Annotated in this window: 9 protein-coding genes; 1 reads left to right on the top strand and 8 read right to left on the bottom strand. The window is 53.6% G+C overall.

The window, feature by feature from the left end:
* Nucleotides 1-3: 3 nt before the first annotated feature.
* The 4 genes from sstT to WC1_RS04355 form a co-directional block, all read right to left on the bottom strand.
* Entirely contained in the window at nt 4-1248 is a 1245-nt protein-coding gene (sstT, locus tag WC1_RS04340; RefSeq protein ID WP_003841490.1) for a serine/threonine transporter SstT, read from the bottom strand.
* Between the two features lie 243 nt (nt 1249-1491).
* A complete protein-coding gene (locus WC1_RS04345) occupies nt 1492-2460 on the bottom strand; it encodes a TerC family protein (protein ID WP_003828551.1) in 969 nt (322 codons plus the stop codon).
* A gap of 271 nt (nt 2461-2731) precedes the next feature.
* The gene (locus tag WC1_RS04350; RefSeq protein WP_003846207.1) at nt 2732-3730 is read right to left on the bottom strand and encodes a Gfo/Idh/MocA family protein; all 999 of its coding nucleotides are present in this window, start codon (nt 3728-3730) and stop codon (nt 2732-2734) included.
* A gap of 72 nt (nt 3731-3802) precedes the next feature.
* Nucleotides 3803-4303 carry a M48 metallopeptidase family protein gene (locus tag WC1_RS04355; protein ID WP_003024792.1) on the bottom strand — a complete coding sequence of 167 codons (501 nt, stop codon included), beginning with the start codon at nt 4301-4303 and terminating at the stop codon, nt 3803-3805.
* Between the two features lie 84 nt (nt 4304-4387).
* On the opposite strand from WC1_RS04355, the gene rlmG reads away from it, so the two are divergent.
* The gene (gene rlmG / locus WC1_RS04360) at nt 4388-5524 is read left to right on the top strand and encodes a 23S rRNA (guanine(1835)-N(2))-methyltransferase RlmG (RefSeq protein WP_003024789.1); all 1137 of its coding nucleotides are present in this window, start codon (nt 4388-4390) and stop codon (nt 5522-5524) included.
* 128 nt (nt 5525-5652) lie between these two features.
* Here rlmG and WC1_RS04365 read toward each other — a convergent pair whose 3' ends face one another.
* From WC1_RS04365 to WC1_RS04380, 4 genes are all read right to left on the bottom strand, one after another.
* Nucleotides 5653-7671 (bottom strand): oxidoreductase, encoded by a 2019-nt coding sequence (locus WC1_RS04365; RefSeq protein ID WP_016151020.1) that lies wholly within the window; start codon nt 7669-7671, stop codon nt 5653-5655.
* Between the two features lie 228 nt (nt 7672-7899).
* Nucleotides 7900-10251 carry an alpha-glucosidase gene (gene ygjK / locus WC1_RS04370; protein WP_016151019.1) on the bottom strand — a complete coding sequence of 784 codons (2352 nt, stop codon included), beginning with the start codon at nt 10249-10251 and terminating at the stop codon, nt 7900-7902.
* Nucleotides 10252-10266: 15 nt separating this feature from the next.
* Nucleotides 10267-11328, bottom strand: a complete 1062-nt coding sequence (gene ygjJ / locus WC1_RS04375; protein ID WP_016151018.1) for a protein YgjJ — start codon at nt 11326-11328, stop codon at nt 10267-10269.
* Between the two features lie 207 nt (nt 11329-11535).
* Nucleotides 11536-12969 carry an amino acid permease gene (locus WC1_RS04380; RefSeq protein WP_016151017.1) on the bottom strand — a complete coding sequence of 478 codons (1434 nt, stop codon included), beginning with the start codon at nt 12967-12969 and terminating at the stop codon, nt 11536-11538.
* Between the last annotated feature and the right edge of the window lie 31 nt (nt 12970-13000).

The following is a 13000-nucleotide window of genomic DNA, read 5'->3' as shown; positions in this document are numbered from 1 at the left end:
GGATTAGCCGCGCAGAGCGTTATTTGCCAGACGCTCGTCTTCAGCCTGGCAGGCGGCCGCGGTAAACAAGACATCTGTAGAAGAGTTCAGCGCCGTTTCACAGGAATCCTGCAATACGCCGATGATAAAGCCGACGGCAACTACCTGCATGGCGATATCATTCGGGATACCGAACATATTACACGCCAGTGGGATCAGCAGCAGAGATCCACCCGCCACGCCAGATGCGCCACAGGCGCAAAGCGAAGCCACCACGCTCAGTAACAGCGCCGTCGGTAAATCGACCGGAATACCCAGCGTATTCACCGCCGCCAGCGTCAGCACGGTAATGGTGATCGCCGCACCCGCCATATTGATGGTGGCGCCCAGCGGGATAGATACCGAGTAGGTATCACGATCCAGATTCAGCTTCTCACATAGCGCCATATTCACCGGAATGTTGGCGGCGGAGCTGCGGGTAAAGAAAGCGTACACGCCGCTTTCGCGCAGACAGGCCAGCACCAGCGGATACGGGTTACGGCGAATTTTCCAGAAGACCAGCAGTGGGTTGACCACAAACGCCACCAGCAGCATACAGCCTACCAGTACGGTCAGCAGTTGGGCGTAGCCCCAAAGCGTTGCAAAACCGGTGGTTGCCAGCGTGGATGAGACCAGACCAAAGATACCGATTGGCGCGAAACGAATCACCAGCTTTACCATAAAGGTGACGGCGTTGGACATATCATTGACCAGATTTTTGGTCGTTTCATTACCGTGGCGCAGTGCAAAACCCAGACCGACGGCCCAGACCAGAATACCAATATAGTTAGCGTTAAGCAGGGCATCAACTGGGTTAGAAACCATGCTCATCAGCAGGCTACGCATTACTTCAACGATGCCGGACGGCGGCACGATATCGCCAGCGCTGCTGGAAAGGTGCAGTGTCGACGGGAAGGCGAAGCTGAAGACAACGGCGGCTAATGCCGCTGAAAATGTTCCGAGCAGGTAAAGGAACAGAATGGGGCGGATATTGGTTTTTTGCCCGTGTTGGTGGTTGGCGATAGAGGCCATGACCAGCATCAGAACCAGAATTGGCGCGACGGCTTTTAATGCGCCGACGAACAGCGTACCCAGTAAACCAACGGCTTCTGCCGCAGGTTTTGACACCAGTGCGAGTAAAATCCCCAGTACCAGGCCAATCAAAATTTGTTTAACCAGGCTCCCTTGCGCCAAACGCGAGAGTAGCCCCGATGAACGTTGCGTAGTCATGTCGTGATCCTTTCATTGTGTTGTTGCTCATCCATCGTGCGCTCTTACGACGCATCTTTCTGGATGTAACAAAGTGTTTGCGTGGTTGAGTATAAGGAAAGATAAAGCTTCGGGAAGAGAAATATCCTGGATTCCCCGCTGAGATCATATTTTATAACTTTGAATTAACATTGTTTTGACATGATAAACAAAAAGCCCGACGCACGCAGTGTGCTGCCGGGCTTTTCAGCTAGCAGATGAAACTTACTGTATTTGCTGCTTTTTATCGTGCTGGTGGTTGACCCATGCGTTAACAATCAGCGTCACAAACAGAATGCCAAATACCACGCCTAACGAGATAGCGATCGGGATATGGTAGAAATCGACGATCAGCATCTTAATACCGATAAACACCAGAATGACCGACAAGCCGTACTTCAGCATGGAGAAACGCTCTGCCACGCCCGCCAGCAGGAAGTACATCGCACGCAGCCCCAAAATAGCAAACAGGTTCGAGGTCAGCACGATGAACGGGTCGGTGGTAACGGCAAAAATAGCCGGAATACTGTCGACGGCGAAAATCACGTCGCTCAGCTCAACCAGAATCAACACCAGCATCAACGGCGTGACAAACAGCAGACCGTTTTTACGCACGAAGAATTTTTCATCTTCGATGGTATCGGTCATGCGTAAATGGCCGCGCAGCCAGCGTACTAACGGTCTGTCACCGATACCGGAGGCATCTTCTTTCGCCAGCGCCATCTTCACGCCGGTAAACAGTAAGAACGCGCCGAACACGTACAGCAGCCACTCAAACTGGGTGATAAGCCAGCTGCCGGCGAAGATCATGATCGTACGCAGAACAATTGCTCCCAGCACGCCATACACCAATACCCGGCGCTGCAACGCAGGCGGCACTGAGAAGTAGCTGAAGAGCATCAACCAGACAAAGACGTTATCTACTGCCAGCGATTTTTCGATCAGATAGCCGGTCAGGAACGCCAGTGCCTGTGGGTCGGCAACGGCGCGGCCCTGGGTTTCCGCCAGGTACCACCAGAAGGCGGCGTTAAACAGTAGCGACAGCGTTACCCAGACGATTGACCAGGCCGCAGCCTGTTTCATCGACATCGTATGTGCGCCACGACGACCCTGCAACAGCAGGTCGATGGCCAGCATAATTACCACTACGACAGCGAAGCCACCCCATAACAACGGTGTGCCGACAGTATTCATTGTATTTCCCCATGCATAAAAAAAACGGCCAACGCCGAATGACGTTAGCCGCTGCTTTTTATGCATAGACCTTGCCATTCGGCAAGGTCTCACTTACAACAACAAAGGAATACGATGGCGTATTCCTTTGTTATCGCCCGGTGACCGGATGTGGTTTTTCACACATCGTAATGACGATCAACCGACAACGAAGTTACTCCCCTTTGCGGGTTACAAAATATTACAGGCCATGCATTCAGTCAATGGCCTGCAACATTCCATTTACACACTTTTACGCAGTCAGCGAGGTTACCGTTTCGTCTGCCGGGAAAACCACGCCGGTCTGGCGGCGAATCTCCGTTTGCAGTTTAGCGGTGATACGGCTGACGGCCAGTGCCGGGTGATCCACTTCGCCGGATTCAACCAAATGGGCAAAAGCCTCTGCCTCATACAGCATAGTATTGATGTGTTGAGGCGTCGTCAGATCCTGCGTTTTTCCCCCGCGCGGAACAAAGCACACTTTTTGGCATTCGGAAATATGCTCGATGACCAGCGATCCCGACTCGCCCTGAATTTCACTGGCTAATACTGAATCGCTTACTTTTGAGTGCTGGAGCGTAACGCTGAAATCACCGTAATTCAGCACCACCACACCGTGAGCATCCACGCCGCTTTCCAGCAGGCTGGCGCTGGCCTGAACGCTCTGTGGTTCGCCCCATAGCGCAACCGCCGAGGCCAGGCAGTAAAAACCGATATCCATAATCGAGCCATTGGAGAACGCCGGATTAAACGTGTTCGGATTTTCACCATCCAGATAGCGCTGGTAACGCGAGGAGTACTGGCAGTAATTGATAAATGCTTTCCTGATTTTTCCAACTTTTGGGAGCGATTGCTGTAACAGCAGGAAGTTAGGCAGGCTGGCGGTTTTAAACGCTTCAAACAGCACGACCTGGTTTTCACGCGCGCAGGCGATAGCGGCTTCGGCTTGCGCCAGGTTGGAGGCCAGTGGCTTTTCGCAAATAACATGCTTTTTGTGCCGCAAAAACAGCTCGGTCTGCGGGAAGTGCAGGGAGTTTGGACTGGCGATGTAGACGGCGTCGATCGCCTCGCTTTGCGCCATCGCTTCCAGCGAAGTAAACAGATGCTCGACGGGGTAATCGTTGGCGAAGGTCTGTGCCTGCTCAAGGCTACGAGAATAGACTGCGGTTAACTTATACTTGCCGGTTTCATGGGCGGCATCGACAAACTGGCGGGTGATCCAGTTTGTGCCAATTACTGCGAAACGTATCATAAAGGCCTTCAGGCTGCGAAAAGGGATTCTTTCGTCAATTTAGCATGCCCTGAAGACAAAGCCAGTGCGCGACTACGCAGTTTGCTTTAACGATTGTTGCGTTAACCACAGGCGGGTATCGAACTCCAGTTGGTGATACTGAGGCTCCATATGACAGCACAGCTGGTAAAACGCTTTGTCGTGTTCTTTTTCTTTCAGATGCGCCAGTTCATGAACGACAATCATACGCAAAAAGGGTTCGGGGGCATTGCGAAAAACGGTCGCCACGCGGATCTCCGCTTTAGCTTTGAGCTTTCCGCCCTGCACGCGAGAAACGGCGGTATGCAGCCCCAAAGCATTCTTCAGAACGTGGATCTTGCTGTCATACATGACTTTATTCAGCGGCGGGGCGTTACGCAGAAACTGATTTTTCAGATCCTGAGTATATTGCCAGAGCGCTTTGTCGGTCGCGAAGTCATGCGTACCCGGATAGCGCTTCTCCAGCACTGCGCCCAGGCGTTGCTCAGCAATCAGCGTTCTCACCTGAGAAAGTAAATTCTCCGGATATCCTTGCAGATAGATCAACTGACTCATTAGTGCCCCATATAAAGTATAAAAAGTGTATACTCACGCACCCTTTTCAGGGATACGCCGAAATTTTACCATTCAGGAGGGCCGATGAGCCACATAGACAACGGTTTCCGTTCGCTGTCACTTAAACGTTTCCCGGAAACGGATGACGTTAACCCGCTGCTGGCGTGGGAAGCTGCAGATGAATATCTGCTGCAACAGCTGGACGATACCGAGATTAGCGGCCCGGTGCTGATCCTGAATGATACCTTCGGCGCGCTGGGCTGTGCGCTGGCGGAACATACGCCGTACAGCATTGGCGACTCCTATCTCAGCGAGCTTGCCACACGTGAGAACCTGCGTCACAACGATATTGCCGAGTCGAGCGTCAAGTTCCTCGACAGTACCGCTGACTATCCGCAGGCGCCGGGCGTGGTGCTGATTAAGCTGCCAAAAACCATGGCGCTGCTGGAGCAGCAACTGCGCGCCCTGCGTGAAGTGGTCACGCCGCAGACGCGTATCATCGCCGGTGCAAAAGCGCGTGATATCCACACCTCTACGCTGGAGCTGTTTGAGAAAGTGCTGGGACCAACCACCACCACGCTGGCATGGAAAAAGGCGCGCCTGATCAACGGTACCTTTACCAAACCGGCGCTGGCCGATACCGCCCAGACCCTGAGCTGGAAGCTGGAAGGCACCGACTGGACCATCCACAACCACGCCAATGTCTTCTCCCGTACCGGGCTGGACATCGGCGCACGTTTCTTTATGGAACATCTGCCGGAAAACCTGGAAGGCGAGATTGTCGATCTCGGCTGCGGTAACGGCGTGCTGGGCATGACGCTGCTGGCGAAGAACCCAGAAGCCAGCGTGGTGTTTGTTGATGAATCACCGATGGCGGTCGCTTCCAGCCGTCTGAACGTGGAAACCAACCTGCCGGACGCGCTGGATCGCAGCGAATTTATGATTAATAACGCGCTCTCCGGCGTAGAACCGTTCCGCTTCAACGCGGTGTTCTGCAACCCTCCGTTCCACCAGAAGCATGCGCTGACCGATAATATCGCCTGGGAGATGTTCCACCACGCCCGCCGCTGCCTGAAAATCAACGGTGAGCTGTACATTGTGGCTAACCGTCACCTCGACTACTTCCACAAGTTGAAGAAGATTTTCGGCAACTGCGTAACCATCGCCACCAATAATAAATTCGTGGTGCTAAAAGCGGTCAAAACCGGTCGCCGTCGTTAAGCCCTTGTGCCGGATAGCGGCTAACGCCTTATCCGGCCTACACGAGCTGCCTCGTAGGCCTGATAAGCGTAGCGCCATCAGGCAAAGATGTGCGCAGTTGTCTTATCCGACCTACGGGATACAACGTGTTAAATCTCCAGCGCTAAGCGGGTCCCCTGCGCAATAGCGCGTCGGGCATCCAGTTCCATCGCCACATCGCAGCCGCCGATCAGATGCACCGTTTTACCTGCCGCGTGCAGCGGATCGACCAGTTCACGGCGTGGCTCTTGTCCGGCGCAAATCACCACGTTATCCACGTTAAAGATCACCGGTTCGCCGTTCAACACGACGTGTAACCCATCATCATCAATCTTCTGGTAGCTGACTGCCGGGATCATTTTCACGCCGCGTGAGAGCAGGGTGGCGCGATGGATCCAGCCCGTCGTTTTACCTAAACCTTGCCCCGGTTTGCTGGCTTTGCGCTGCAACATCACTATCTGGCGCGGGCTGCGGGATAAGTGCGGACCTTCCGGGCGTAAGCCGCCAGGCTGTTGCAGGCTGGTGTCGATCCCCCATTCCACGCAGAACTCCGCAATGTTCTGGCTGGTGGCTTCACCGGGTTGACTCAGATACATGGCTGTATCGAAACCAATCCCGCCGCAGCCAACGATCGCTACGCGTTTGCCCACTGGCGTTTTATCGCGCAGAACGTCGAGATAGCTCAGCACTTTTGGATGTTCGATCCCCTCGATCGGCGGCATACGTGGCTCGATCCCGCTGGCAAGGATCACTTCGTCGAAAGTGTGCAGATCGTGTGCGCTGACAAAGTGATTCAGCTTCAGGGTCACGCCAGTCACGTCGATCATCCGGCGGTAGTAGCGCAGGGTTTCATAGAATTCTTCTTTGCCGGGGATCTGTTTGGCGATATTAAACTGCCCGCCAATCTCGCCATGTGCGTCAAACAGCGTGACGTGATGTCCGCGTGCGGCGGCATTAATGGCGAAGGCGAGGCCCGCAGGACCCGCACCGACAACCGCCAGATTCTTTGGCACAGCTGCCGCAACGATCGGCATTTTGGTTTCATGGCAGGCGCGCGGATTCACCAGGCAAGAGGTGACTTTGCCGACAAAGATCTGATCCAGACAGGCCTGGTTACAGCCGATACAGGTGTTGATCTCATCCGCTCGTCCGGTTTGCGCTTTTGACAGCAGTTCGGCATCGGCGAGGAACGGACGGGCCATCGACACCATATCGGCATCGCCACGGGCCAGAATGTCATCGGCGACCTGGGGATCGTTAATGCGGTTGGTGGTGACCAGTGGGATTGTCACATGCCCTTTCAGCTTACGCGTCACCCAACTAAACGCGCCGCGCGGTACCGGGGTAGCGATAGTGGGAATACGCGCCTCATGCCAGCCAATACCGGTGTTAATGATGGTGGCCCCGGCGGCTTCTATAGCCTGCGCCAGCTGGACGGTTTCGTCGAAGGTTCCGCCGTTTTCTACCAGATCGAGCATCGACAGGCGGAAGATAATTATAAAGTCATTACCGGCACGCTGACGTACCGCTCTCACCACCTCAACGGCAAAACGCATCCGGTTGGCATACTCACCGCCCCATTGGTCATCGCGCTGGTTGGTACGCAGAGTCAGGAATTCGTTGATGAGATACCCTTCCGACCCCATCACTTCTACGCCATCGTAGCCCGCTTCCCGCGCCAGTTGGGCGCAATGGGCAAAATCTTCAATCAACTGCAGCACTTCATCGTGCGTCAGCTCATGTGGCGTAAAGCGGTTAATAGGGGCCTGAATAGCAGATGGTGCCACCAGATGCGGCTGGTAGCTGTAACGCCCGGTGTGCAGGATTTGCAGGGCGATTTTACCGCCTTCGTCATGCACGGCATCGGTAATGACGCGATGGTGTGCAAGCTGGCTGCTGTCGTTGAGCATCGCGCCGCCTTCCATCCCCACGCCGGAAAGCGCAGGCGCAATGCCTCCGCTCACAATTAACGCTACGCCGTGACGAGCGCGCTCGGCGTAGAACGCGGCCAGCCGTTCTGCACCGTCGGGATACTCCTCCAGCCCGGTATGCATTGAACCCATCAGCACGCGGTTTTTAAGCGTGGTGAAGCCTAAATCGAGCGGGGCGAACAGCGACGGATAGCTCATAAAGGTGTCCAGTATGTAAAATTATTGTTATGTGGTCGGATGAGTTCTAATTTAGCCGTCGCCGCGTAAAAGGGAAAAGGGGAATGCCGTGATTGTGATGGGATTCAAAAAAGGAGTGGGGCCAGAGAATGAATTTGCCGGATATCGATGCAAGCACCTAATCCGGCCTGTGAAAATGTGTCTTTGTAGGCCGGATAAGCGAAGCGCCATCCGGCGGTATGTCACAGATTACTGTTTTTTAAGAAAATCGTTGTACAGCATATAGAGATGTGCCGCGCTCCAGGAGAAGTTCGGTGCGCCCTGTTGTGCGCCAGTCAACGGGTTATAGTTCTCCTGAATCGGACCGTCAGCGGTGAGGCCTTTGGCGTGGCTGAAGAAGGTATCCGCCAGTTTTAACGCTTCATCGCGATAGCCGTAACGCTCCATCCCTTTTAGTCCGAACCAGAACTGATCCACCCAGACGCGCCCGCGCCAGTAGATGTCCGCGCCGAAGGCGGGGTTGGTCAGCGCTGCAGTACCAAGTGGGACAAAGGTGTTGAACTCGTTGGGATCGAGCATCACCTTAACCACCGCATCCGCATGGGGCTGCGTTGCCGCCCCGTTAAACAGCGGCGACCAGCCTTCCGGCCCTTTGCCACGTTCGACGATTGGTTTACCCGCACAGCCGTTGGTCAACGGGGTATCTTCGATCCTCACGTCATAGAAGAATCGGGTGTCTGGGTCGAACATGCAGGTATTGATGTAATCCGCCAGTTTTTGCGCCAGCTGGCGGTAGCGCTGCGCTTCTTTGTGTTTACCGAGCAGGGTCGCCATCTCTGCCAGATAATGGTTGTCGCTGTACATATAGCTGGCCTGATCGACCGATTCCTGCAGCAGCGAGTAACCCAGCAACTTACCGTCGTTACTGCGGTTTTCGGCAAATTTGACCACCCAGTCGCTGCGTTTCCCACCGTTAGCGACGTATTTATCCAGTTGCTCTTTGTCGATAAAACCAAAGACTGCCGCATCGTCACGCCCGGATTCCCAGGAAGCAGCAACCTGTGCTGGGATCTCGAGGCTGTCATACTGGCCTTTACTGGTGATGTTGGCGTAGTTTTTCAGTCCAGAAAGGGTTTCTTCCTTGTCGCCATTTTTCACCGTAAACAGCATTTCACCGCTGTCGGTATTGTGGGCTTTATCGCGAGTCGCGCCGTATTCCGGTACGCCGTTGCCGTTATGATCGCGGTTTCGCAGCCACCAGTCGTGATATGCAACCAGCTTTGGATACATCTCTTCGAGCCAGGCCTTATTCTTGGTGACGTTGTAGACTTCCATCACCGACCAGGCCGCGAGGCTTGGCTTGGTGTTACGCTCGTTCCAGTTGCCGCCGTCGCCGCCGCGCTCGGGGCTAAGGTTCCAGGCAATCAGGTCGGGAATGAATCCGGCGTCCTGCGGGCGAACGGGATCGCCGGGTTTAATCTGCCATGAAAAGACGGCGCGAATGTTCTCTTTGGCGATCTCCGGGTTAAAGTGCGCCATGGCGAAGGCCTGCTTCCAGGTATCCCACGGCCAGGTCTGGTTGCCGGAGAACCAACGGCCGGTAACCGACGGCGTCACGGTATTGTGTTTTACCGCGCCACCCGGCGAGCGCCAGTTACCGTTCAGCGTTTCGATCGCCTTCACCGCCACTCGGGTTTGTTCTGGCGTGGCGTCCGGGTTGTTTAAGCCTTTCTTGAGATAGTCGTCCCAGCGCTGCTGCGAGGCGAGCATGTAAGAAGAAGGACGCGCCAGAATATCGCGGATCTGCGGCTGCTCTTTTGCCACATCTTCGGCGGTAAGCAGATGAGACCAGGTGGTGTAAATCGTCGTCGAACCGTTGATATGGGTCTTCCCCGTGAAGCGATGACCATTAACCGTGGTTTTCATGGCGACAGATTTATGCACCTGATACTCCGACTCGCCGGAGGTGAGCAGATCCCAGGTTGAACGCACCTTGCCGAAGGTGACTTTCAGGCCGTCGTGCGTGGCGGTGATTTTGCGCTGATAGCCAGGGAACTCGCCATCAATGGTTTTATCCGACAGGGCTTTTCCCTCTTTTGCCTCCAGTTTTTCCAGCAGTTCGCCGTCCCACACCAGATCCAGCGGCGAGTTGCTGGTGATTTTGGTTTCCAGCAGCGAAGTGCGCGGACTGGCGAAGCGTAGCGTCATCTCTACCTGTACATCTTTTGATGACAATTTCTGTACCAGCGCCCCGGGAATGCTGTAAGCCTCGAGGGCAAAATCGACCTTTTTACCGTGCTGATACACCGTCAGCCGGTCAAAATTATTGGCCATAAAGTTGATGTACTCTTCGGTCAGCAGTGCGACGCCAGGAAAGCCGCCCATTGTTGCGGGGCCATCTGGCAACAGATGCCCATGCCATGAGCCGAGGTCGAAAAAGGGATTAAAACGCTGGTGGTCGTCGTGATCGTAGTCATGCATGTAGTCCGGCGCACCGGTGCGATTAATGATGTTTTTGAAGTCATTAACGCTGGCGGCATGCGCAGAGACGTTCATCAGCAGGAAGCAGGCCAGCGGCGTAAGAAGAGGTTTGATATTCATGAGTTCCGGTCCTTGTTACCAATAGAAATATTGCATCAGGAAGATTTGGTCACTCGGGTCACCAGATGCATTCTGCATATAGAACCGGCTGTCGAAGGCGGTAGCGAAACGTCCGCCGCCGTATTCATACCAGATACCGAACTGCATAAAGGACGTGGTTTCTTCCTCGGCGCGATCTGGTCGGTGTTTGGCGTAGCTATATGCGGTGGAGAGGTAAACGCCTTTTAGCGCTTCATACATCGCGCTGACCATATAGCCGGTCTCGGTGCCGGATACATCCAGCCCGTCGGCGCGACCCGTGTGGTGCCACGCGCGGGCGGCGAAGTTGGGCGAGAGGATGCCGGTCAGGAACAGCTTTCCGGTACCGTCCGTTATCTCCAGACCGTTCATCCAGGTTACGCCTTCAGTCAGGTCGTACTGGATGTAACCGTTCATCATGGCCGGATAGGTATATTTATCGTCGTAGCGATCGTATTTACCAAAGTGCAACCAGGCTTTGCTTTCATCGTGATGTCCGGCGGGTGTAGCGGTCACGCTATAGCGCAAAGGGCCGGTCAGGTTTTGCACCTTAATGGCGGTCATGATGTCTCGGGTATTCGGAATAACGTAGCCCAGGTCTGGCGTGAAATCCCCCCACCATTGCAGGTCATCCAGCGAGGAGTCCTGGCGCAGGCTGAGCATCACCTCTGTTCCAGCATCGGTACGGTAACCACCGTAAAAGCGGTTGATCCCGCCTTCGAATCCGCCCCAGCTATGGTCAGGAACCCAGGCATTGCCTTGATGGTCGGCCTGCACGGTCCAGCCCTCGCCGTAGATCAGACCAAACCATGAACCGTGTTTTATCTCCAGGCCACCTTCAATGTAAGTACCGTCGCTGTATTTATGCTTATCTTTTCCTTCTAAATCCATATATCCACCCATGCCCAATTCGCCATAAAAACGAAAAGAGGGGGAGGTTATGGCAGGTGTTTTCGTATCGTCGTGTTCAGCAGGGCGAACTTCTTCTGCACCCAGAGAGGAGACGCAGAAAAAGGGCAGGGCAATAATTGCCCTGCAATAATGGCTAATGTTATTCATGCTTCGATCCTAAGCAAATAAAATATAATTTTTATTGTTATATACCCTTCATACTTCAAGCTGCATGTGCGTTAGCTACGTTCGTTCACCCCAGTCACATAGTTATCTATGCTCCTGGGAATTCACTCACTTGCCGCCTTCATGCAACTCGAATTATTTTGGTTATAGCCTTGGAGAATATTGTTTATTGTTATTATGTTTTGGTCATTAATTGATATCTGAAGCGGGAGCAGCCTCAATAGCTTTTTCTTCTTTGGTTAGCCCTTTGATGTATTTACTGTATTTCCACCAGGCAAAACCGAGGAAAATAACAATCCCACCGACGTTATAGAAAATAATGGTTATGATATTCCCGCCGGTCGGGAAGGTAGAGGCAATAAATCCGATGGTGAACAGGACGATCAGCATTGATACCACGATAATGCCGGTTTTTTGCGAACCCATACGGAAGTCGCGCGGTAAGTGGTCCAGTTTTGCGCGCAGATTCAGGTAGGCCAGCATAATAAACAGCGGCGGCAGCATCGATGCGGCGGCGGTCATGTTGATGATGGTGTTCATTAAGTCTTGCACGGTATTGGAACCGAGCGTTGGGATAATCATCAGCGGGATAACGATCAGAAACTGGATCCACGCTGCGCGGGCCGGTACGCCGTTTTCATTCAGTTCGACGGTTTTTTTACCGAAAATACCCGCCGGAATTTCAGAGAAGAAGATCTTCACCGGCGTTGCGGTCCACATCAACAGAGAGCCGAACATCGCGGTAAAGGAGACCAGGCCGACAAAGCGGTTAACGATCAGTTCCGGCAGACCAAAGTATGCCGCCAGACCGTGGAATACCTGCACCGATCCACCGGTAAACTTCAGCTCTTTGCTGCTGACGAAGACGTTGATCAGCACCGAGGAGATGGAATAAAGCACGCCGATAAAAATCCCGGCAATGATAATGACCTTCACGAACGATTTTGACCCGCCCTTGACGTCGTTGACATATACCGCCACGGACTCCGCGCCACCTGCCGCCATAAAGATCCAGGTGGTGATACCGAGGAATGCCCAGTTAAAATTCGGGATCATTGCATCAACGGTGATGGGGTCAGCAGGCTGTACGCCGCCCACCAATGCAGTACCAGCCAGTAAAATGTAGGACAGCGTCAGCAGCAGCATTAACGTGGAGGTGACGGAGGTAATCGGCCCCAGCATTTTTGCGCCGTTGGTCGAAACCCAGGTCGAGAAGGCAAACAGCACCATACTTAACACGGTTGTGGCAAAGGGCGTCAGAATGTATTCGTAGCCTAAAAATGCGTACGAGGCATAGGCGATAACGCGCGGGAGTAACGAGGTAAAAAAGAACAGGTTAACGAACCAGTAGGTGTAGGCGGTAATAAAGGCCCAGCGCCCGCCCAGAGAGCTTTTCACCCATGCGTAGACACCGGCTTCGGAGTTTTTATTCAGCGAAACAAATTCGGCGATGATTAAGCAGAATGGAATAAAGTAGAAAATTGTCGCGAGGAAAAACATCGGTGCGGATGCCAGACCAAGCTCAATATTATTGTTGATAACGTTATTAAAACTATAAACCGCGGCAAAGGTGAGTGAAAGTAAGCCGAACTTGCCGATGGTATTACGTTTGGTATCAGACATAGCACATCTCCGATTCCTGATTATTATAGGG

The sequence above is a fragment of the Citrobacter sp. KTE30 genome, assembly GCF_000398825.1.
Taxonomy (GTDB): Bacteria; Pseudomonadota; Gammaproteobacteria; order Enterobacterales; family Enterobacteriaceae; genus Citrobacter; species Citrobacter freundii.
This window is presented reverse-complemented; position numbering and strand designations above follow the sequence as displayed.